22 protein-coding genes are annotated in these 21,292 nt (G+C 69.6%); 7 read left to right on the plus strand and 15 right to left on the minus strand.

The window, feature by feature from the left end; all coding sequences use genetic code 11:
• Window position 1: 1 nt before the first annotated feature.
• From dnaG to dusB, 3 genes are read right to left on the minus strand one after another with little or no spacing between them, the layout of a single operon-like run.
• Window positions 2–1,954, minus strand: a complete 1,953-nt coding sequence (gene dnaG, locus Q0D75_RS10090; protein ID WP_291052673.1) for a DNA primase — start codon at window positions 1,952–1,954, stop codon at window positions 2–4.
• Window positions 1,955–1,958: 4 nt separating this feature from the next.
• On the minus strand, window positions 1,959–3,287 hold the full coding sequence (locus tag Q0D75_RS10095; protein WP_291052676.1) for a deoxyguanosinetriphosphate triphosphohydrolase: 1,329 nt from the start codon (window positions 3,285–3,287) through the stop codon (window positions 1,959–1,961).
• The gene (gene dusB / locus Q0D75_RS10100) at window positions 3,172–4,488 is read right to left on the minus strand and encodes a tRNA dihydrouridine synthase DusB (protein ID WP_291052678.1); all 1,317 of its coding nucleotides are present in this window, start codon (window positions 4,486–4,488) and stop codon (window positions 3,172–3,174) included. The genes Q0D75_RS10095 and dusB overlap by 116 nt, the downstream gene beginning before the upstream one ends.
• A 109-nt stretch (window positions 4,489–4,597) precedes the next feature.
• Here dusB and Q0D75_RS10105 point away from each other — a divergent pair, with 109 nt between their 5' ends.
• Window positions 4,598–5,059: a YbaK/EbsC family protein gene (locus Q0D75_RS10105; RefSeq protein WP_291052729.1), complete on the plus strand. Its 462-nt coding sequence runs from the start codon at window positions 4,598–4,600 to the stop codon at window positions 5,057–5,059.
• 109 nt (window positions 5,060–5,168) lie between these two features.
• Here the strand turns inward: Q0D75_RS10105 and Q0D75_RS10110 are convergent, their stop codons facing one another.
• Window positions 5,169–5,840, minus strand: a complete 672-nt coding sequence (locus Q0D75_RS10110; RefSeq protein WP_291052681.1) for a DsbA family oxidoreductase — start codon at window positions 5,838–5,840, stop codon at window positions 5,169–5,171.
• Window positions 5,841–5,928: 88 nt separating this feature from the next.
• Here Q0D75_RS10110 and Q0D75_RS10115 point away from each other — a divergent pair, with 88 nt between their 5' ends.
• The gene (locus tag Q0D75_RS10115) at window positions 5,929–6,735 is read left to right on the plus strand and encodes an alpha/beta fold hydrolase (protein ID WP_291052684.1); all 807 of its coding nucleotides are present in this window, start codon (window positions 5,929–5,931) and stop codon (window positions 6,733–6,735) included.
• A gap of 3 nt (window positions 6,736–6,738) precedes the next feature.
• Here the strand turns inward: Q0D75_RS10115 and Q0D75_RS10120 are convergent, their stop codons facing one another.
• The 5 genes from Q0D75_RS10120 to thyX form a co-directional block, all read right to left on the minus strand.
• Window positions 6,739–7,542 carry an isoprenyl transferase gene (locus Q0D75_RS10120; protein WP_291052687.1) on the minus strand — a complete coding sequence of 268 codons (804 nt, stop codon included), beginning with the start codon at window positions 7,540–7,542 and terminating at the stop codon, window positions 6,739–6,741.
• Window positions 7,539–8,288 (minus strand): DNA repair protein RecO, encoded by a 750-nt coding sequence (recO, locus tag Q0D75_RS10125; RefSeq protein WP_291052689.1) that lies wholly within the window; start codon window positions 8,286–8,288, stop codon window positions 7,539–7,541. The genes Q0D75_RS10120 and recO overlap by 4 nt, the downstream gene beginning before the upstream one ends.
• 15 nt (window positions 8,289–8,303) lie before the next feature.
• Complete coding sequence (locus tag Q0D75_RS10130; protein WP_291052693.1) at window positions 8,304–8,981, minus strand: GAP family protein; 678 nt, start codon at window positions 8,979–8,981, stop codon at window positions 8,304–8,306.
• Window positions 8,982–8,997: 16 nt separating this feature from the next.
• A complete protein-coding gene (gene leuA / locus Q0D75_RS10135; protein WP_291052696.1) occupies window positions 8,998–10,764 on the minus strand; it encodes a 2-isopropylmalate synthase in 1,767 nt (588 codons plus the stop codon).
• A gap of 151 nt (window positions 10,765–10,915) precedes the next feature.
• Entirely contained in the window at window positions 10,916–11,644 is a 729-nt protein-coding gene (gene thyX, locus Q0D75_RS10140; RefSeq protein WP_291052698.1) for an FAD-dependent thymidylate synthase, read from the minus strand.
• Window positions 11,645–11,781: 137 nt separating this feature from the next.
• On the opposite strand from thyX, the gene Q0D75_RS10145 reads away from it, so the two are divergent.
• The 4 genes from Q0D75_RS10145 to Q0D75_RS10160 all read left to right on the plus strand — a co-directional run bounded on the left by Q0D75_RS10145 (window position 11,782) and on the right by Q0D75_RS10160 (window position 14,180).
• Entirely contained in the window at window positions 11,782–12,204 is a 423-nt protein-coding gene (locus Q0D75_RS10145; RefSeq protein ID WP_291052701.1) for a thioredoxin family protein, read from the plus strand.
• Complete coding sequence (locus Q0D75_RS10150) at window positions 12,201–12,683, plus strand: DUF4395 domain-containing protein (protein WP_291052704.1); 483 nt, start codon at window positions 12,201–12,203, stop codon at window positions 12,681–12,683. Before Q0D75_RS10145 ends, Q0D75_RS10150 begins: the two co-directional genes overlap by 4 nt.
• A 181-nt stretch (window positions 12,684–12,864) precedes the next feature.
• On the plus strand, window positions 12,865–13,290 hold the full coding sequence (locus Q0D75_RS10155) for an OsmC family peroxiredoxin (protein WP_291052706.1): 426 nt from the start codon (window positions 12,865–12,867) through the stop codon (window positions 13,288–13,290).
• Window positions 13,287–14,180 carry a TIGR01777 family oxidoreductase gene (locus Q0D75_RS10160; protein ID WP_291052709.1) on the plus strand — a complete coding sequence of 298 codons (894 nt, stop codon included), beginning with the start codon at window positions 13,287–13,289 and terminating at the stop codon, window positions 14,178–14,180. The genes Q0D75_RS10155 and Q0D75_RS10160 overlap by 4 nt, the downstream gene beginning before the upstream one ends.
• Window positions 14,181–14,189: 9 nt before the next feature.
• Here Q0D75_RS10160 and Q0D75_RS10165 read toward each other — a convergent pair whose 3' ends face one another.
• Together Q0D75_RS10165 and dapB are read right to left on the minus strand one after the other, a co-directional pair.
• Window positions 14,190–14,618 carry a hypothetical protein gene (locus tag Q0D75_RS10165; protein ID WP_291052732.1) on the minus strand — a complete coding sequence of 143 codons (429 nt, stop codon included), beginning with the start codon at window positions 14,616–14,618 and terminating at the stop codon, window positions 14,190–14,192.
• A gap of 23 nt (window positions 14,619–14,641) precedes the next feature.
• Window positions 14,642–15,478 carry a 4-hydroxy-tetrahydrodipicolinate reductase gene (dapB, locus tag Q0D75_RS10170; protein WP_291052711.1) on the minus strand — a complete coding sequence of 279 codons (837 nt, stop codon included), beginning with the start codon at window positions 15,476–15,478 and terminating at the stop codon, window positions 14,642–14,644.
• Window positions 15,479–15,549: 71 nt separating this feature from the next.
• Between dapB and Q0D75_RS10175 the strand changes: the two genes are divergently transcribed.
• Entirely contained in the window at window positions 15,550–16,023 is a 474-nt protein-coding gene (locus Q0D75_RS10175; protein WP_291052714.1) for a GNAT family N-acetyltransferase, read from the plus strand.
• 40 nt (window positions 16,024–16,063) lie between these two features.
• Here Q0D75_RS10175 and Q0D75_RS10180 read toward each other — a convergent pair whose 3' ends face one another.
• The 4 genes from Q0D75_RS10180 to Q0D75_RS10195 form a co-directional block, all read right to left on the minus strand.
• Window positions 16,064–16,666 (minus strand): histidine phosphatase family protein, encoded by a 603-nt coding sequence (locus tag Q0D75_RS10180; protein ID WP_291052717.1) that lies wholly within the window; start codon window positions 16,664–16,666, stop codon window positions 16,064–16,066.
• Window positions 16,666–18,039 (minus strand): pitrilysin family protein, encoded by a 1,374-nt coding sequence (locus Q0D75_RS10185; protein WP_291052719.1) that lies wholly within the window; start codon window positions 18,037–18,039, stop codon window positions 16,666–16,668. Before Q0D75_RS10185 ends, Q0D75_RS10180 begins: the two co-directional genes overlap by 1 nt.
• 42 nt (window positions 18,040–18,081) lie before the next feature.
• Window positions 18,082–18,858, minus strand: a complete 777-nt coding sequence (locus tag Q0D75_RS10190; protein ID WP_291052722.1) for a hypothetical protein — start codon at window positions 18,856–18,858, stop codon at window positions 18,082–18,084.
• Window positions 18,859–18,958: 100 nt separating this feature from the next.
• Window positions 18,959–21,250 (minus strand): polyribonucleotide nucleotidyltransferase, encoded by a 2,292-nt coding sequence (locus Q0D75_RS10195; RefSeq protein ID WP_291052725.1) that lies wholly within the window; start codon window positions 21,248–21,250, stop codon window positions 18,959–18,961.
• Between the last annotated feature and the right edge of the window lie 42 nt (window positions 21,251–21,292).

Raw genomic sequence — 21,292 nt, forward strand, 5'->3', positions numbered from 1 at the left:
CTCATTCCGCTCGTAGGGCGCGGCGGTCGGCCTCGACTTGCACCAGTTGCACAGCGATCTCGCGGTAGGCGACGGGCTCGGCCACGGCATCGGTTCGCTGCAGACGGCCCTGCAGCTCTTCCTTTCGGCGGCGGAGGTGCCGCTCGATCAGCGACACGGTGATGCTGCGCAGGTAGATCTCGGGGGCGCGCTCGGGGCGCTCGGGGATGGGCGCGACGGCGAGCTGCTCCACCAGCGAGCGATACTCCTCGGGCACGTCGGCCTGCACCGTGCTCACCCAGTCGGCACGATCGAAGGACTCGATGTTGCGGCCGATCGAATCACGAACGGCGGCCAGCGCCGGGTGGCTGAATCCGCAGCCGCTGGCCCGCTCGAGCAGGTCGCGGCCGACGACCGTGGGCGACTGGAGCATTGCCATCAGCGCGTCGCGCTCGGTGCGCACGGCGGTGGTGCCGGGCAGCTGGGTGATCGAGACCGACTGTCGCGGAGCCGCCGCGGGCGGGCCGTCTTGCGGTGCGGGGCCCGAGCCGTCGCGCGAACCGGAGGGGCGGGTGGCGCCTTGGTCCCCGGATGCTCCCGCGCCCGATTGGGCATCGGGTCGCGACGAGCGGCGCTCGTCCGGCGTACCGGCCGCACGGGTGCCGCCCCGGGCGACCGCTCGCTGCACCTCGTCGAGGTCCATGCCGAGCATCCCGGCCAGCTGGCGGGTGTAGCCCGGGCGCAAGGAGGGATCGCGGATGTCGGCGACGATCGGCGCCGCATCACGCAGGGCCGCCACCCGCCCCTCCACGGTCTCGAGGTTGTAGGCCGAGAGCTTCTGGCGGATCACGAACTCGAACATCGGCTTCTTGCCCTTGACCAGGCGCCGCACCGCGTCGTCGCCCTTGGCCAGCCGCAGGTCGCAGGGGTCGAGGCCGTCGGTGCCGACGGCCACATAGGTCTGGGCCGCGAAACGCTGCTCCTCGCTGAAGGCGCGCAGGGCGGCCTTCTGGCCGGCCGCATCCGGATCGAAGGTGAAGATCACCTCGCCGAGCCCCGCCGAGTCGTCGGACAGCACCCGGCGCATGATCTTGATGTGGTCGACTCCGAAGGAGGTGCCGCAGGTGGCGACCGCGGTGGTGACGCCGGCTAGGTGGCAGGCCATGACGTCGGTGTAGCCCTCGACCACCACGACCTGGCGACTGCGGGCGATGTCGCGTTTGGCGAGGTCGAGCCCGTACAGCACCTGCGCCTTGTGGTACACGACGGTCTCGGGGGTGTTGAGGTACTTGGGCCCCTTGTCGTCATCGAAGAGACGGCGGGCGCCGAAACCGACGGTCTGGCCGGTCTGGTCGCGGATGGGCCAGATCAGGCGACCCCGGAAGCGGTCGTAGGTGCCGCGGTCGCCGGCGCTCAGGAGGCCGGCGGCCGTGAGCTCGGCCTCGGTGAAGCCGCGGCCCTTCAGGTGCTTGCCCAGGTTGTCCCAGCCCTGCGGCGCATAGCCCACACCGAAGTGGGCGGCCACCGAGGCGTCGAAGCCGCGCTCACCGAGGAAGGCGCGGCCGGCGTCGGCGCCGGGAGCGACGAGCTGCTCGGCGAAGTACTCGCGGGCGGCCTCGTTCGCGGCCAGCAGGCGGGCACGGTTGCCCTGGTCGGCCGCCGCTCCCCCGTCTTCGTAGTGCAGCTGGAAGCCGATCTTGGCCGCCAGGCGCTCGACGGCCTCCGAGAACGTGACGTGGTCCATCTTCTGCAGGAAGGTGAACACGTCGCCGCCCTCGCCGCAGCCGAAGCAGTGGTAGTAGCCCACCTGGGGCCGCACATGGAAGCTCGGCGACCGCTCGTCGTGGAAGGGGCACAGGCCCTTCATCGAGCCCACCCCGGCGCTCTTCAGGGTGACGAAATCACCCACCACGTCGGCGATGTTGATCCGCGACCGGACTTCGTCGATGTCGCCCCGACGGATCAGTCCTGCCATCTCTCTAGGATACGTTCCCGTGGTCGGAGCCGGTCACGGAGACGGACATCCGTGCGGGCTCCCCGCAGAGGAAGTCGTGCCGGGCGACGGCGGTCTGGTCGGTGAGGCTCGCCACCTGGTCGACCACCACGCGCTTGCGGGCGACGTCGTCGCCGGCCGCGCGCCAATCGCTCGCGAAGGCCGTGTCGAGCGCCTGCCCGTCGGACTCCCACAGCGCGTCGGCGAGCTCGGAGAGCAGGCCGCGCTGGGTGGAGTAGAGGGGTTGGCGCGCATCGTTGCTCATCACGAACACCGAGACGATGCCCTTGAGGGTGGCGATCTCGGCGGCCACCCACTCCGGCACCACGACGTTCGCCTTGTAGCGGGTGATGCTGGGGGTCGGATAGGCCTCGCGGGTGGCTCGCGTGGCGGCGCCGGCGAAACGGCCGATCAGCTGACTCGTGAGGTTCTTCAGGCGAGCGTGATCGCGCCGCGAGTCGTCCCACTCCGAGAGCCACACCTTCAGCGAGTCGAGCCGGTCGAAGGCCTCGGTGAGCGCGTCGAGCGAGAAACCACCCCCGGCCCGGGCATGGATGCGCTGCACCAGATCGGCGTGGTCGACGCGCTCGCCGAGCACGCGAACGTCGATGTAGCCGTTCAGCACCGCGTCTTCGAAGTCGTGCACCGAATAGGCGATGTCGTCGGAGAGGTCCATCACCTGCGCCTCGACGCAGAGGGTGCGCTCGGGGGCGCCGATCCGCAGCCAGCGGAACACCTCGACGTCGTCGTCGTACACCCCGTACTTCAGGCGGCCGCTGGGGTCTTTCACCGGGTCGTCATGCGTCCACGGGTATTTGCAGCTGGCGTCGAGGCTGGCCCGGGTGAGGTTGAGCCCCACGCTCCGCCCGCTCTCGTCGAACACCTTCGGCTCGAGCCGGCTCAGGATGCGCAGGCTCTGCGCGTTGCCCTCGAAGCCGCCGATGTCGGCCGCCCAGTCGTTGAGGGCGCGTTCGCCGTTGTGCCCGAACGGCGGATGCCCGAGGTCGTGGGCGAGGCACGCGCTGTCGACCACATCGGGATCGAGATCGAGGCTCGTGGCGAGCTCGCGCCCCACCTGCGCCACTTCGAGGGAGTGCGTGAGGCGGTTGCGCGCGAAGTCGGCGACGACGGCCGGGCTCAGCACCTGCGTCTTCGCCGCGAGTCGGCGAAGCGAGGAGGAATGCAGGATGCGTGCCCGGTCACGCGCGAAGTCGCTGCGGCGGGTGTAATGCTCTTCGGGCAGCAGACGCTCGGCGTCGGAATCGGAGTACCCCTTGGTGGGGGCGTAGGTGGAGACGTCGATCGCGTCTGCCACCACTGTGTTCCAGTTCTGCCCCGGCGAGCTCGGCCCGGCCCGCGGCGTCGGCGAGCGAGCGCGACTCGAGCCAGTGCTCAGGCAGCGCCGTCTTCTTGGGGCTGCCGGCGCGCCCGCGGGGGCCCTCGGCGTCGGCGCCCGGGTAGGGCAGCGACCAGTCGAGGGTGGCGAGGATCTCGTCCATCGCCTCCAGCGTCTTGACGGTGCTGAGCGCGGCCCGCACTTCGTGCCCGGCCGGGTAGCCCTTGAGGTACCACGCCACGTGCTTGCGGATGTCACGGCAGGCACGGTCTTCGTCGCCGAAGAACTCGGCGAGCAGCTCGGTGTGCCGGCGGAGCGTGCGTGCCACGTCGCCGAGCGACGGGGCGGCGCGCAGCGCGGCGGCCTCGGCGGCGGAGAGCTCGCCCGCCCGCACGCGGAACGCGGCGGCCAGGTCGCCGAACAGCCACGGCCTGCCGAGGCAGCCGCGGCCGACCACCACGCCGTCACAGCCCGTCTCGTTCATCATCCGCACGCCGTCTTCACCCGACCAGATGTCGCCGTTGCCGAGAACCGGCACGCTCGTGATGGTCTCTTTGAGAGTGGCGATGGCCGACCAATCGGCCTCGCCGCTGTAGAAGTCGGAGGCGGTGCGCGCGTGCAGCGCGATGGCCGCGACGCCCGCGCCCTCGGCGGCGCGGGCCGCCTCGAGATAGGTGAGGTGGTCGGAGTCGATGCCCTTGCGCATCTTGACCGTCACCGGGATGGGCCCGGCGGCCTCCACCACCTGCTCCACGATCTCGCGGAACAGATCGAGCTTCCACGGCAGAGCCGCACCACCGCCCTTGCGGGTGACCTTGGGAACGGGGCATCCGAAGTTCATGTCGATGTGGTCGGTGCGGTCTTCGTCGACCAGGATGCGCGCCGCCTGTGCCATCGTGGCCGGGTCGACCCCGTAGAGCTGGATGGAACGGGGTGTCTCGGAGGGGTGGTGCGTGATGAGCCGCATCGTCTCGGGGGTGCGCTCGACGAGGGCGCGCGAGGTGATCATCTCGCTCACGTAGAGGCCGGCGCCGAACTCACGGCACAACCGCCGGAACGCGGTGTTGGTAATCCCCGCCATCGGCGCGAGCACCACGGGCACGTCGAGCTGAATCGGCCCGATCGCGAGCTTGGGCCCGGGCGCTGTCTGAGCCGGAGCAGTGAGAGTTGAAGAGGACATCGTGCGTCAATTCTCCCAGACGGATGCCGCACATCCGTCATCGGCGGGAATCCTGTGGAGAGATCACGGGTTGTGGAGGGATGTGAGTGAGACGAGCGGCCTGGACCGCATGCAGCAGGATGCCACCGACCGCGGTCTCGACGTGGAGGTGGTGCAGCGCCCCGCCGCCGGTTCCCTCGAGGAGGCCGCGGAGCTGCTCGGGCTGACCCCGGGCGCCATCGTGAAGAGCCTCGTGGTGAAGCGGCACGACGGCGACTTCCTGTTCGCCCTCATCCCGGGAGACCGGCAGATCAGCTGGCCGAAGCTCCGTGCGGTCGTGGGCGTGAACCGGCTCTCGATGCCGCACCAGGACGTGGCGCTCGAGGCGACCGGCTACGAGCGCGGCACGATCACCCCGATCGGCAGCAGCACCGCGTGGCCGGTCTACCTCGACGAGTCGGTGGCGGGCCGTCGCGTGGCGCTCGGCGCCGGCGCCCACGGCCACAGCGCCTTCGTCGAGGCCGATGCGCTGGCCGCGGCCTACGGCGCGGTGGTGGCCGACATCTCCGAGCCGCTCACGCCGAAGGCCTGATCCGGGATCTCGCAGGAGTCGCCCTCGCAGACGACGCCCGCGGAGCCCAGGAGGGTCAGCGGGGCGAGCATGCCAGGGGCAGGGGTGGCCGCACCGTCGGCGCGCCCGCTCACGCGCCCACCTCGGTGCGCTCGCCGGCGACCTGCTCGAGCACCTGCACGAACGCGGCCGCATCCTGGGCCCCGGAGACGCCGTAGCGCCCGTCGATCACGAAGAACGGCACGCCCTGGATGCCGTAGGCCTGGGCCTGCCGCTGGTCGGCATGCACCGCCTCGAGGTACTCGTCGGCCTCGAGCGAGCGCACGACGTCGTCGCGATCGAGCCCGATCTCGGCTGCCAGATCGGCCAGCTCGGCGACCCGCCCCACGTGCTCGCCGTCGACGAAGTAGGCCTTGAGCAGGCGCTCCTTCATCTGCAGCTGCACGCCGTGCGCCTTCGCGTAGTGGATGAGCTGGTGGGCCTTCACCGTGTTGGTGTGCTTCACCTTGTCGAAGTCGTAGTCCAGCCCGACCGAGGAGGCGATTCCCGTCACGCGCTCGAGCATCTGCTCGACCTGCGCGACCGGCATGCCCTTGCGCTCGGCCAGGTAGCTGGTGGTGCTGCCTTCGAAGTCGACCGGCGTATCCGGCGACAGCTCGAAGCTGTGGTACTCGATCTCGACGGGCACGGAGCCCTCGATCGAGGCGAACTGCTCGAGTCCGTCTTCGAGTTTGCGCTTGCCGATGTAGCACCACGGGCAGGCGATGTCGGACCAGATGTCGATCTTGATGGCGTCACTCACGAAGGGCACAACCTCGAACCGGTCGCGTTCATTCCGACCCGGATGCGACGGAGTAGCGTGACGACGAGAACGGCGAGAGGGGCCACCCATGAACGGCACACCGAGCGGCACGAGCGACGACGTCGAGGTGCGCGGGATCGACTTCGCGTACACCGATCTCGGGCACGGCCCGCTGGTTCTGAACGCGCACGGGCTCAGCTCCAGCCGCGCCTCGAACGCGGCACTGGGGCTCGCCGACTTCTCCCCCGTCGCCGAGGCCGGCCGGCGCCTGATCTCCTACGACGCCCGCGGACACGGCGCGTCCACGGGCACGCCCGTCGAAGCGCACTACACCTGGGACTTCCTGGCAGAAGACCTGCTCGCCCTGGCCCAGCACTTCTCCGCCGACGCGCCGGTCTCGGCGATCGGCACCTCGATGGGCACCGGCACCATCCTGCACGCCGCCACCCGCAGGCCCGACCGTTTCTCGCGCCTCGTGCTCACGGCCCCGCCGACCGCGTGGGAGACCCGAGCGGGCCAGGGCGAGGTGTATCGCACGATGGCCACCCTGTTCGAGACGACCGACCCCGGCACCCTCGCCGAGATGCAGGCGCAGGCACCCGTCCCACCGATCTTCTCCGGGTTGGAGGGCTACCCGCCCCGGCCCGACATCCGGCCCGAGCTGATCCCGACGGTGTTCCGCGGCGCTGCACAGACCGATCTGCCCGCGCCGGAGAGCATCGCCGGACTGCGGCAGCCCACGCTCATCCTCGCGTGGGCCGGCGACCCCGGGCATCCGGTGTCCACGTCCGAGAAGCTCGCGGAGGCCATCGCCGGCTCGCAGCTGCACGTCTCCGAGAGCCACGACGATCTGCTCACCTGGGGCGAGCGTGCCGCCGCGTTCCTCAGCGTGTGACGGTCACTCGGCGCTCGGTGCGTCGACCGCTCCCCCGAAGCGCCGTGACCGGCCGGCGTAGTGCTCGATGGCCTGCCACAGGTCGGTGCGGGTGAAGTCGGGCCACAGCCGGTCGAGGAACACCATCTCGGCGTAGGCCGACTGCCAGGGCAGGAAGTTGCTGGTGCGCTGCTCCCCCGAACTGCGGAGGAAGAGATCCACGTCCGGCAGGTCGGGCACGTAGAGGTGCTTCTGGATCAGTTTCTCCGACACGGCGGAGGGGCGGATGCGCCCGGCCGCCACCTCGTCGGCGATCGCGCGCACGGCATCCGAGATCTCGTTGCGGCCGCCGTAGTTCACGCACATCGTCAGAGTCAGCGTGGAATTGTGCGCCGTCATCCGCTCGGCGAACTGCAGTTCTTTGATGACCGAGGCCCACAGCCGGGGCTTGCGGCCGGCCCAGCGGATGCGCACGCCCCACTCGTTCAGCTGGTCGCGCCGGCGGTGCAGAACCTCGCGGTTGAACCCCATCAGGAAGCGCACCTCGTCGGGCGACCGCTTCCAGTTCTCGGTCGAGAAGGCGTACACCGAGAGGTGTTTGACGCCGATCTGCACGGCCCCGGCCACCACGTCGAGCAGGGCGGCCTCGCCGGCGCGGTGCCCCTCCACCCGGGTGAGGCCTCGCTGGTTGGCCCAGCGGCCGTTGCCGTCCATCACGATGGCGACGTGCTCGGGCACGGCTCCGCGCGGGAGGGAGGGCGGCTGCAGGCCCGTCCAGTCCAACGGCCGGAACGGCTCCGCGCGGGGCGAGGTGGTGCGAGGGCTCACGGGGCTCGGACTTTCTTCGTCTGCGACCTCTCCACGTGCTCCAGGGATCGGAGCCCGCGCTCGAGGTGCCATTGGGTGTACGCGGCAACGATACCGCTCGCCCGGGAGCGCACGCCGGAGTCGGATGCATCCGCCACCGCCCAGTCGCCGGTGAGCAGCGCCGACAGCAGTTCGAGGGTGCCCGGGTCGAGCCGCGGTGTTCCGGGCGGCGCCACCTCGTCGGCCACCACCCCGCCCAGCTGCACCACGAACGCCGAGTGCGGGCCGGCCTCCCCCGTCACCGCGCAGTCGTAGAAGCTCGGCGCCCACCCCGCCATCGACAGGGCCCGCAAGAGATAGGAGTCGAGCGTCATCCCGGAGCCGTGCTCGCCCCGCGAGAGCGAGCGCAGCGCACCCACCAGCAGCAGGTACTGCTGCAGCGAGGGCTCGTGCTCGGTGAGCTTGTCGGCCGTCTCCACCATGGCGCTGGCCGCGGTGTAGCTGGCGTAGTCGGCGGTGATCTCGGCGCCGTAGGAGCCGATCGTCACCGCCTGCGTGATCGTGTCGAGCGAGCGGCCCTCGTAGAACTGCACGTCGGCCACCATGAACGGCTCGAGCCGCGCGCCGAACTTCGAGGCCGTGCGCCGCACGCCCCGGGCGACGGCGCGCACCTTGCCGTGCTGGCGGGTGAGCAGGGTGACGATCCGGTCGGCCTCACCCAGCTTGTGGGTGCGCAGCACGACGGCTTCATCACGGTAGACGGGCATCCGTCAATTATCCGCTCAGAACGCCTCGAAGGCCTTCCCCAGCTGCAGCGCGCCGAGAATCACGAACAGCACGGCCATGATCAGGTTGTTGTGCCGGATGAGCGAGGACTTCGCCGAGGCGAGCGCCCCGGAGACCTTCGCTCCCCCGGTGCCGCCGACGAGCGTGATCACGATCAGGCCGAGCGAGGACAGGATCGCGAACACCGCCGAGCACACGAACACGAGCGACCAGGCCAGGTCGGCGCTGCCGATCTGCGCGCCAGCGGCGACGGCGATCGGGATGTTCTTCACATTGGCCACGCCGAGCAGCACGCCCAGGCCCGCGGATCTGGCGATGCCGAACGAATCCATCGCGGCCAGCCATTTCGGCTCGACGGGCTTCTGATCCTTCTTGGGCCGCTTCTTCCAGCTGCGATAGGCCAGGTAGAAGAACAGCGCAGCGAAGGCGAAGCCGAGCACGATGTGCAGCACCTGCGCGAAGAACGAATCGTTCTGCGTGGTGCCCTTCGATCCGGATGCCAGACCGAGGATCAACGCGAAGAACGCCACCGCGAAGGCGGCCGTGAACACCGCCGCATTGCCCTGCCCTTTCGGGCCGAGCAGCAGCGTGATCACGGCCACCAGCGGCAGCGGTGAGATGATCACCGCGAAGGCGAGAGGAAGCACCTCTCCGAGCACATGCCACACGATCATGTGCTCACCCTATCCGTCAGACGGAGGCGAGCTCGCGCTCGGCGTCTTTGACGCGGATGGCGCGGTTGACCGCCGAGACGACGGCCTTCAGGCTCGCCGTGGAGATGTCGCCGTCGATGCCCACGCCCCACAGGCGGTTGCCGTCGACCTGCAGCTCCACGTAGGCGGCCGCCTGCGCGTCGCCCGAGGCGCTGAGGGTGTGCTCGACGTAGTCGTAGAGCTTCACGTCGACGCCCTGCTCGCTCATCACGTTCAGGAACGCGGCGATCGGGCCGTTGCCGGTGCCGCCTGTCTCGATCACGTCGTCGCCCACGCGCAGCTCCACCTCGAGCGAGACGGAGCCCGACAGGTCGCTCGCCGTGCGGGTGCGGGTGAGCTCGAAGCGGCCCCACTTGTCTTCGGCGTGGTCGGCGGGCGCCGGCAGGTACTCGTCGTTGAAGATCGACCAGATCTGGTCGCTCGTGACCTCGCCGCCCTCGGCATCCGTCTTCGCCTGCACGACTCCCGAGAACTCGATCTGCAGCTTGCGGGGCAGATCCAGCGCGTGGTCGTTCTTCAGCAGGTAGGCCACACCGCCCTTGCCCGACTGCGAATTGACGCGGATGACCGCCTCATACGAGCGGCCCAGGTCTTTCGGGTCGATCGGCAGGTAGGGAACGGCCCAGACCAGGTCGTCGACGTCTTTGCCCTGGGCGGCGGCGTCGGCGGCCATCGCCTCGAAGCCCTTCTTGATCGCGTCCTGGTGCGATCCGCTGAACGCCGTGTACACCAGATCGCCGGCCCAGGGGCTGCGCTCGTGCACCTTCAGCTGGTTGCAGTACTCGGCGGTGCGGCGCACCTGGTCGAGGTCGCTGAAGTCGATCTGCGGGTCGATGCCCTGCGTGAACAGGTTGATGCCGAGCGCGACCAGGTCGACGTTGCCGGTTCGCTCGCCGTTGCCGAACAGGCAGCCCTCGATACGGTCGGCGCCGGCCAGGTAACCCAGCTCGGCGGCGGCCACCGCGGTGCCCCGGTCGTTGTGCGGGTGCAGCGAGATGATCACGTTCTCGCGGTTGTCGATGTGCCGCCCCATCCACTCGATCGAGTCGGCGTAGACGTTCGGGGTGGCCATCTCGACCGTAGAGGGCAGGTTGATGATGACCTTGCGCTCGGGCGTGGGCACGAACACCTCGAGCACCTGGTTCACGATGTCGACCGCGAACTCCAGCTCGGTTCCGGTGTAGCTCTCGGGCGAGTACTCGTAGTACACATCCGTCTCGGGGATGCTCTTCTCGGCCTCTTTGCACAGCCGCGCGCCCTCGAGGGCGATGTCGACGATGCCCTGCTTGTCGGTGCGGAACACCACGTCGCGCTGCAGCACGCTGGTGGAGTTGTACAGGTGCACGATCGCCTGCTTGGCGCCCTTAATCGACTCGTAGGTGCGGTTGATCAGGTGCTCGCGCGCCTGGGTGAGCACCTGGATGGTGACGTCATCCGGAATCGCGTTCTCCTCGATCAGCGAGCGCACGAAGTCGAAGTCGGTCTGCGAGGCGCTCGGGAAGCCGACCTCGATCTCCTTGTAGCCCATGCTCACCAGCAGGTCGAACATGATGCGCTTGCGCTCGGGGCTCATCGGGTCGATCAGCGCCTGGTTGCCGTCGCGCAGGTCGACGGCGCACCAGCGCGGCGCCTCGGTGATGCGCTTCGCAGGCCAGGTGCGGTCGGGCAGCTCGACGGCGATCTGCTCGTGGTAGGGCCGGTACTTGTGGATCGGCATGGCCGAAGCGGCCTGATTGTTCTTCATGGTGTGTAGTCCCTCGTGCGTGTGGGCGATGATGCCCAGTGGTGGTCAGCCAACGGCGAACTCCGCGACGAGGGAGGCCTGGGAACTAGGACTCGTCGCGGCAGCTAAGAAGGAGCAGACCGAAAAACACGTGATCAGGCTAGCACGCCTCTCAGGGGGCTACTCGGCCGTTCGCGTTGAAGGCGTCGTAGGTGAGCGGCATCAGGGCGGCCCAGAGGTCTTCCATCTTCTCGGCGCACATCTCGATCTCGCGCTGCGGAAAGCTCGGGAAGTGGGTGTCGGCGCGCTTGGTGCGAAGCGACAGGAAGTTCATCAACGAGCGGGCATTCACCGTGACGTACATCGAGGAGTAGATGTTCAGCGGGAGCACGATGCGGGCGACCTCGCGTGCGACGCCGGCCGCCAGCATCCGCTCGTACGATTCGAAGGCGGCCGCGCTGGCGGTGCGCACCTCCTCGCTGGTGAGAGCGGTCTGCGCGGGCGTGCCGGGCAGGAAGTCGTAGGCACCGGGCTTGCCCACCTGCACCAGGTTGCGGTCGGGGCCGGGCACGTAGAACACCGGGCGGAGCTCCCGGTAGCGGCCCGACTCCTCGTTGTAGCTGGCGATCCGGTGCCGCATGAACTCGCGGAACACGAAGATCGGCGCCTGCACGTAGAAGGTCATTGAGTTGTGCTCGAAGGGCGAACCGTGCCGGTCGCGCATGAGGTAGTTGATCAGGCCGCGATCACGCTTCGGATCGGCCGCCGTCCCCGCCTCGGCATCCTCGAGCGTCTGCTCGCCCTGCGTCGAGACGCGCGCGGCGAACAGCACATCGGAGTCATGGGCGCTGGAGCGCACCAGCTCCACGGTCACGTCGGAACGGAAGAGGATCTCGGCCACGCTGCCACGATATCGTCCCCGGCCGACACCGGCGCCGCCCGCTGCCTCCCGCACCCCTCCCCGCACCCCTCCTCCGGCCCGTAACAAACGTCACAGTTCGGCTGCGGGCTCCGGATGCGGCCTAGTGTGCGGTCATCATGCATCCGCTCGCCGTCGTCCTCCTGCTGCTCGGTCTGGTCGCTCTCGCGACGGTGCTCGGGCTGGTGTGGCGTGTCCGCCAGGGCCGCCCGGCGTCGGTCGCGGAGACGGATGCGCTGCACCCGTCGCTCTTCGGCGACGCCTCGGCGCTCGGCGCGCGCGCCACCCTCGTGCAGTTCTCGACGCAGCACTGCTCCACCTGCCCGGCCACGCACCGGCTGCTGAGCGAGGTGAGCCGGCGCACCACGGGGGTCGTGCATCTCGACGTGGATGTGACGGAGCGCGCCGATCTGATCCGCCGGTTCAGCATCCTGCAGACCCCGACCACCCTGATCCTGGACCGCCACGGCGTGGTGCGCACCCGCATCGGCGGCTCCGTGCGGCGCGACGTCGTTGAGAGCCGACTGGAGGAACTCGTATGATCGACCCCCGTTCACCGCGCTTCGGCGCCGGCATCACGGCGGTGCTGCTGCTGGTCACGATCGCGCTCGCTCTCGCGACCCCTCCCTCGGGCGCCGATGTGCTCGCCCGGGCCACGAACCCCGCCGTGCTGCTGCTCACGGCCATCACCCTGCTATTCCTCTGGGGTGCAGCCGCCGGCATCCGCCGCCACCCCTACGGCTGGCTCTACCGCACGCTGATCAGGCCGCGGCTCGCGCCGCCGGCGGAACTCGAAGACCCGAAGCCGCCGACGTTCGCGCAGCTGGTCGGCTTCATCGTGACGGCGGCCGGGATCGCGCTCACGCTCGCCGGGATCCCCGCAGCCGCGGCGGTCGCCGCCGCTCTCGCGTTCGTCGCGGCCTTCCTCAACTCGGTCTTCGGCTACTGCATCGGCTGCCAGCTCTACCTGCTGCTCGCACGCGTGCGCGGCCGGTCCGCCGGATCGCGCGCCCGCGCCTGAGTGCTCGCTGCGCAGTCGCCGTCGCCCGCGCGTGACCGGTGCACTTTCGAAGTGCACGCCCTAGTCTGGAGCCACGCGTGAGCGCCATCGCGTCAACGCGCACAACGGCAGCCCGCACCACGGCAGCCGGAAACACGGCAGCGATCACCAGCAGTGAGCACCGACACAGTGAGGATCACCCATGACTGTGACCAGCGAAGCCACCACTCTGTGGCACGGCGACCTGATCAGCGGATCGGGCACCACCACCCTCGACAGCTCGGGAGCGGCGGGTGTCGCCGTGAACTGGCGGGCCCGCTCGGAGGGGACCGCCAGCGCCGCCACGCCTGAAGAGCTGCTCGGCGCAGCGCACGCCTCCTGCTTCTCGATGGGTCTCGCCTCGGCGCTGGCGGCGAACGGCACGCCGCTCGCGTCGGTGCAGACCACGGCGGCCGTCACCTTAGACCCAGCCGAGGGCGTCACCGGAACCCAACTGCTCGTCAGCAGCGACATACCGGGCATCACCGAGGCCGACTTCCAGCGGATCGTGGAGGAGACCAATGCCGGATGCCCGGTCTACCGGGCACTCGCCGGCACCCCCATCACCCTCGAAGCGGGCCTCGTATGAGCGCGCCGCTGACCGTGCTGATCGCGGGCGGATCCGGGTTCATCGGCACCGAGCTCTCGCGCCAGTTGACCGCCGACGGGCACACCGTGCTGACACTCGTGCGCCGGCCGGCGCGCACCGCGACCGAGCGCAGCTGGGACCCGGAGGCGCGCTGGCTCAAGACCTCCGTCGTCGATGGTGCAGACGCGATCATCAACCTCTCCGGCGCCTCCATCTCCCGGCTGCCGTGGACGCTCCCGTACAAGCGCGAGATCCTGCAGTCGCGGGTGCTCGCCACCTCCACCATCGCCGAGGCGATCCTGCGCTCCGACTCGCCGCCCGACGTGCTGCTGAGCGGATCGGCGGTCGGCTTCTACGGCGACCGTCCCGGAGAGCTGCTCACCGAGAGCTCGCCCCAGGGCTCCGGCTTCCTGGCCAAGGTCACCGAGGCCTGGGAGCGGGCGGCCGCTCCAGCCGCCTCCCGCAGCCGGGTCGTCACGCTCCGCACGGGTCTCGTCGTCGGCAAGGGCGGCGGTGCGCTCAAGCCGCTGACGCTGCTCACGAAGGCCGGCGTGTCCGGGCCGTTGGGCTCGGGCGAGCAGATCTGGCCCTGGATCAGCCTCTACGACGAGGCGGCCGCCATCCGTCACCTGCTCACCTCGTCGCTGGCGGGGCCCGTGAACCTCGCCGGACCGCGGCCCGTGCCGGCCGAGGTCGTAGGGCGCGAGCTCGCCGAGCGCCTGAACCGCCCCTACTGGCTGCCCGCCCCCGCCTGGGCGCTCAAGGCGGCGCTCGCGGATGCCGGTCGCGACCTGCTACTGGCCTCCCAAGACGTCTCCAGCCAGAAGCTGGTGGCGGATGGCTTCACCTTCCACGACGACACCTTCGAGAAGGCCCTCGCCGCGCTCTGACCCTGCCCGTCAGCGCGAGGCGCGGCGGGCCGTGCGCTCGAGGCGGATGGCGGTGTTGAGGGCGCCGCGCGCCCGGCGGCGGTCACCGCTCGCGTCGTAGGCGAGGCCCAGGCGGAACCAGGCGCGCCAGTCGGTGTCATCGGCTTCGACGGCCTCACGGTACTGCTCGAAGTCGGTGTCCGCGGCCTCGCGCACGGGCCGGCCGCTGGGGCGCTTGGGCAACTCGTCGACCGGCAGCTCGTCTTCCCGCTCGAGCTGCTGCACGAGCGACTGCGTTCGGAAGCCGAACTGCAGCTCGCGCCAGAGCGCCCAGGCGCCCACGATCGGCAGGATGATGAGTGCGGCGCCGATCCCGATGCCGATCGGCTCGCCCGTCCCCATGAACTGGAAGGCCCGCTGGGCCACCAGCACGATGTAGACGGCGAGCAGCACCGCCATGATCAGGGCGGCGATCCGGCCTTTCACGGGCGCACGCTCGTGGCGGTGGCGGCCTGGCCGGAGACGTTCTCAGGGGCATCCGGAGCGTCGGTCTCGGAGGTCGTCGCGCTCGCGAACGCCTCCGACCCCGCACCGAGGTCGAGCAGCTTGTCGAGCCCCACCGTCACGCCGCGCGCCGTCGCCGCGGCCGCCAGCGCCACCCGGATGCCCGCCGCGTAGGCGCTGGGCGAGATCGTCTCGTGCGTGATGGTGAGAACCTCGCCCACGCCGCCGAAGACCACGTCCTGCTTCGCCACGATGCCGTTCAGCCGCAGACTGTGCACCGGGATGCTCGCCACCTGCTGGCCGCGGGCACGCTGGTCGGAGTGCGGCGCCGACACCGGACCGAGCGCGGCGCGGGCGGCCTGCATCAGCTCGGCGGTGCGCACGGCCGTGCCCGAGGGCGAGTCGACCTTCGTGGCGGCGTGCGCCTCGATCACCTCGATGGAGTCGTAGAACCGTGCCGCCATCGCGGCGAACGAGGTGGCCAGCACCGAGCCGAGCGAGAAGTTGGGCACGATCACCACGCCGGTCGACGGATGCTCGCCCAGGCTCCGCGTGAGCGTCACGATCCGTTCGGCCGACCAGCCCGAGGTGCCGATCAGCACGTTCTTGCCGTTCGCCACGGCGAACCCGACGACCTTCGGACTGACGCCGGGCACGGTGACATCGACCACGAGGTCGGCCGTGAGCATGTCGGCGAGGTCACTGCGCGAATCGAGCGAGGCGACGAGGTCGTACTCGTCCGACTCCTCGAGGATGCCCGCGAACAGCCGCCCCATCTTTCCTGTCGCACCGACGATGGCAACCTTCGTAGTCATGAGTCCAATCTACCCGGCGCGACGTGTCCGCCCGGCGGTGCCGGCGCAGCGCGCCTGTCTAGGCTGGAGGTATGCGCATCCGGCCCGGCGACGTCACCTCCCCCGAGGTGCACGACCTGCTCAGCACGTATTTCGCGTTCCGGGCCGAGGCCTTCCCCGAGAACGATCGCGACTACGCCGTGACCTTCCCCGACCCGGCGAGCTTCACGGGCACGGCCGGGGTCTTCCTGGTCGTCGAAGACGACGAGGGCCGGGCGGTGGGCTGCGGTGGCATCCGGATGCTCGCCACCCCCTCCGAGGGAACCGTCCGCTACGAGGTCAAGAACGTCTGGCTCGATCCCTCGACCCGAGGTCGAGGCTGGGCCGGCGACCTGATGGCCGACCTGGAGTCCCGCGCCCGCGCCTTCGGCGCAACCGAGCTCGTTCTCGACACCCACGACAGCCTCACGGCCGCCGCCCGCCTCTACGCCCGCCTCGGCTTCGAGCCGACACTCCCCTACAACGACAACCCCAACGCCACCCGCTGGTACCGCAAAGACCTGTGACCGCGCGGCAGGCGCCGCAGGGGCGGCGGCGCCGAATAGGTCAGTAGGGCTGCGGGTCGTTCACACCGGTGCGGAGCTCTACCGGGAGGTGTCCGAGGTCGTTGTGGGCGACGAGTTCGGGCAGGCGGCCGGCCTTGTAGCGGATGATCGTGAGTCCGCAGTGGGCCTGGTTGATGCCCGCCCAGCGCCACTCGGGCGCGCTCACCGCCTCACGCACGAACCAGGCGATCACGAAGTTGTGCGTGATGAGCAGGTCGTGCGTGGTGTCGCGGGCCGGGGTGAGGAACTCGGCCACGGCATCCGACATCTGTGCCTGGCCCGCTTCGAGCTCGGCCTCGGAGACGGAGTTGAAGTAGGCCTCGAAGGTGTGCGGCATCTGCGGCGAATACCCGGTGGGCACGCAATCGAACAGCAGCGCGCTCGGCTGCGGGTCGAGGGCCGGCAGATGCTCCGACATGATCTTGGCGGTCTGTTCGGCGCGCTGGAGGGGCGAGTGCCACACGTTGTCGAACGGCACACCGCCGAGCCGGTCGGCGATCAGTCGCGCCTGACGCTGGCCGCGCGGTGAGAGCGGGCCGTCGTCGACACCGTGTTCGGCGTCGAGCTGCTCGCCGTGACGAACGAGGTAGAGGGTGTGGGCCATCAGGTGCCCACCACTTCGAGAAAGGCGTCGTCGGCGAGCGGGCCGACGGCCGCGATGCTCACGGGGCCTTCGAGGAGTTCGCGGGCGAGCTCCTGCACGTCGTCGCGGGTGACCGCCATCAGGCGCCGCACGCTCTCGTCGAGGTCGATGAACTCGCCCAGGGTGAGCTCGGCGCGGCCGAGCCGCGACATCCGGGTGTCGCTGTCCTCCAGGGCGAGGGCGGCAGAGCCGGAGAGCTGGCCGTGCGCGCGCGTCAGCTCCTCGGGGGTGATGCCGTCGTCGGCGAGTCGGCGCAGTTCGGAGAGCATGAGGTCGGTGACGGCTCCCTCGCGCCCCGGCGTGCAGCCCGCGTACATGGCGAAGATGCCGGCATCCGAGTAACTGGGAGCGAAGGAGTACACCGAATATGCGAGCCCGCGCTTCTCGCGCACCTCCTGGAACAGGCGCGACGACATGCCGCCGCCGAACACCGAGTTGAGCACGCCCATGGTGGTGCGACGGTCGTCGGAGGCCACGATGCCGGGCATGCCCACCATGATGCTGGCCTGCTCGGTGGGCTTCTCGGTGATCGAGACCGGGCGGCCGGCGGCCAGCACCGACGATCCGTCGAGAGCGACGGCAGGGCGGCGTGAACGCGGGGTGGCGGGCAGGTCGAGATCCCAGGTGGAGGCCGAGAGCGCCGCGGTGACCTGCTGCACGATCACGTCGTGGTCGACGGCGCCGGCGGCGGTCACCACGAGGTCGTTGGGGCGATAGGAGGCCAGGTAGTGCTCCCAGACGGCATCGCGGGTGACGGCGCGGATCGCGTCGGGCGTGCCTCCCACGGGACGGCCGAGCGGATGCGCCCCCAGCACGGCCTCGAACAGGCGCTCCCCCACGACGTCGCCCGGGTCGTCTTCGGCCATCGCCAGCTCTTCGAGGATGACGCCGCGTTCGGTCTCGAACTCATCGCGGTCGAGCACCGAGGAGGTGAGCATGTCGCAGAGCACGTCGACCGCCATGGGCAGGTCGGCGTCGCGCACCTTCGCGTAGTAGCAGGTGTACTCCTTGCTGGTGACGGCGTTGTGCTCACCGCCGACGGAGTCGAACGAGATCGCGATGTCCAGCGCCGAGCGCGTGGGCGTGCCCTTGAACAGCAGGTGCTCGAGGAAGTGGGTGGAGCCGTACCGCGACGGCATCCCGTCGACCGCGCCGAGCTCGTCGCGCGATCCGGCAGCCACCCAGTAGCCGATGGTCGCACTGCGCGAGCCGGGGATGTGCTCGGTGAGGATGCGGACACCACTCGGGAGGATCGTTCGACGCACCAGACCCTCGGCGACAGTGCCGATGGACAGCTCAGGAAGATCGAGAGGAAGTGCGACGGCGCCGTTCATTTGATCCACCCTAGCGCGGTCGCCGCCGCCCTCCCTGGGCATTCACCTCCGCGCGCCGCCACAGACCTCCCACCCGTCGGGCCAGCGCAGAGCCGGGGGCGGCCACGCACTGTCCTCGCGTCCGTCGACGTCACCCTCAGCCGGATCGCACACCACGAGATAGCCCGGACGCACCCAGAAATGGTCGGTCACCCGGGCCGCTTCGACGAACGGTTGCCAGCCCTCGAGCCCGGGCACACCGAGTTCGGCCAGGATTCCGGCCCACCGCGAGTCGCACAGTCGGCTCACCGAGAAGACGTCCCGGTAGCCGTACCAGTCATCGGGCAGATCATTCTCGAGACCATCCATGATCGCCTCGTCCCACTGCAGGAAGTCTTGGTGGAACGTGGTGACGTAGCACTCCTCGGCCGCCTCTCGTCCGAGCGATTCCTCGACCGCTGCGTAGACCGCGCTCCAGAGTCGGTCTTCGGCGAGGTTCTCCCGGCCTCGAGGCAAGGCATGACGGACGAGCGGAATGCTCGCCGTCATCTGGCGATGGAGGTCTTCCACCAGCCCGGCCGGTGCCGCGGCCTCCGCGCCGAGGTCTGCCGGAGCCCGAGACACCCCCAGGGAGTCATTGTGGAACAGCGGAACGAGTCCGGCGGCGAACGCTCCGGCCAAAGGCGAAGACACGAACACCACGTGGTCGGGATCACCCGCGTACAGCGCGCGATAGACGGCCAGCATGGCCGCGCGCGTCTCCGCGCGATCCCGCCGACGGACCCCCAAACCCCGGGCGAACGAGGTGCGCAGTCGCTCGCACAGTTCATCCACCGACACGGATATCGACATATCCTCATTCTACCGGTCTACGGGTGGTGCAGACAACGAATGCCCGCCCCGACGAATCGGGACGGGCATCCGGAGTGGTGCGGGATGGCTAGCCTTCGGCGGGAGCCTCGGGGCCCTCGCTGTGAGCGGCGGAACCCTCGGTGTCGGCGGCTTCGGCGAGCACCGGAGCGAGCGACAGCTTTCCGCGGTCGTCGATCTTGGTGATCTCGACCAGGATCTTCTGGCCGACGCCGAGCACGTCTTCGACGTTCTCGACGCGCTTGCCACCGGCGAGCTTGCGTACCTCGGAGATGTGCAGCAGGCCGTCCTTGCCCGGGAGCAGCGAGACGAACGCGCCGAACGTGGCGAGCTTGACGACGGTTCCGAGGAACTGCTCGCCGATCTCGGGGTTCTGCGGGTTCGCGATCGCGTTGACCTGCTGGCGGGCGGCTTCGGCCGAGGGACCGTCGACGGCGCCGATGTACACGGTGCCGTCTTCCTCGATCGAGATGTCGGCGCCGGTCTCGTCCTGGATGGCGTTGATCGTCTTGCCCTTGGGGCCGATCAGCTCGCCGATCTTGTCGACGGGGATGTTGACCGAGATCACGCGGGGCGCGGTCGGGGCCATCTCGTCCGGAGCGTCGATCGCCGAGTTGAGCACGGAGAGGATCGCGTCGCGCGCGGCCTTCGCCTGCTTCAGGGCGCCGTCCAGCACCGACGTCGGGATGCCGTCGAGCTTGGTGTCGAGCTGGATCGCGGTGATGAACTCGCTCGTTCCGGCCACCTTGAAGTCCATGTCGCCCAGAGCGTCTTCGGCGCCGAGGATGTCGGTGAGAGCCGCGTAACGGGTCTCGCCGTCGACCTCGTCGGACACCAGGCCCATGGCGATACCGGCGACCGGGGCGCGCAGCGGCACACCGGCGTTCAGCAGCGACAGGGTCGAGGCGCAGACGGAGCCCATCGAGGTGGATCCGTTGGACCCGAGGGCCTCGGACACCTGACGGATGGCGTAGGGGAACTCCTCGCGGCTCGGCAGCACCGGCACGAGGGCGCGCTCGGCCAGGAAGCCGTGCCCGATCTCGCGACGCTTCGGCGAACCCACGCGGCCGGTCTCACCGGTCGAGTAGGGCGGGAAGTTGTAGTGGTGCAGGTAGCGCTTCTTCGTGATGGGCGAGAGCGAGTCGATCTGCTGCTCCATCTTGAGCATGTTCAGCGTGGTGACGCCCAGGATCTGGGTCTCACCGCGCTGGAAGATGGCCGAACCGTGAACGCGGGGGATGACCGCGACCTCGGCGTCCAGCGGACGGATGTCGGCCAGCCCACGACCGTCGATGCGCACGCCGTCCTTCAGGATGCGGCCGCGGACGACCACCTTGGTGACGGACTTGTACGCGGCGGAGAACTGCGCGAGCACCTCGGCGTCGAGCGATCCGGCCTCGACCTTGGCGGCGACCTCGGCCTTGACGCGGTCTTTCAGTGCGTCGTCGGCATCCTGGCGCTCGATCTTGTCGGCGATCTGGTAGATCGCGACGAGCTCGTCGTAGGCCAGCTCGGCCACGGCGTCGTACGACGCCTTGCTGTAGGGCAGGAACACGGGGTACTCGCGCACCGCCTTGTTCGCCTGCTGGGCCATCGAGGCCTGCGCCTCGACGAGCTGCTTGATGAACGGCTTCGAGGCCTCGAGGCCCTCGGCCACGACGGTCTCGTTCGGCTTGGTGGCACCGGCCTTGATCAGGTTCCAGGAACCCTCGGTGGCTTCCGCCTCGACCATCATGATCGCCACGTCCTGCGAACCGTCGGCAGCGGTGACGACGCGACCGGCGACGACGATGTCGAAGACGGCCTCCTCGAGCTGCGAGGCCTTCGGGAAGGCGATCCACTGGTCCTTCTCCGTGCCGTAGCCGGGCATGAGCGCGAGGCGCACCGCACCGATCGGGCCCGAGAAGGGGATGCCGGAGATCTGCGACGAGGCCGAGGCCGCGTTGATCGCGAGCGAGTCGTAGAACTCGTCGGGAGCGATCGACAGAACGGTGATGACGACCTGCACCTCGTTGCGGAGGCCGGTGACGAACGACGGGCGCAGCGGCCGGTCGATCAGACGGCAGACCAGGATGGCCTCGGTCGAGGGGCGTCCCTCGCGGCGGAAGAACGAGCCGGGGATCTTGCCGGCGGCGTAGGAACGCTCTTCGACGTCGATCGTCAGCGGGAAGAAGTCGAAGTTGTCTTTCGGGTGCTTCGAGACGCTCGTGGCGCTCAGCAGCATGGTGTCTTCGTCGAGGTACGCGGCGACGGCGCCCTGAGCCTGCTGCGCGAGGCGGCCGGTCTCGAAGCGGACGGTGCGGGTGCCGTACTTGCCGTTGTCGAGAACGGCTTCGGCGAATTTGATTTCAGGACCTTCCAAGAGGTCTTTCTCCTTTGTTTAGCGTCGCGGCCCCGTGTGGGC

This window comes from Herbiconiux sp. (genome assembly GCF_023264855.1).
In the GTDB taxonomy this organism is placed as follows: domain Bacteria; phylum Actinomycetota; class Actinomycetes; order Actinomycetales; family Microbacteriaceae; genus Herbiconiux.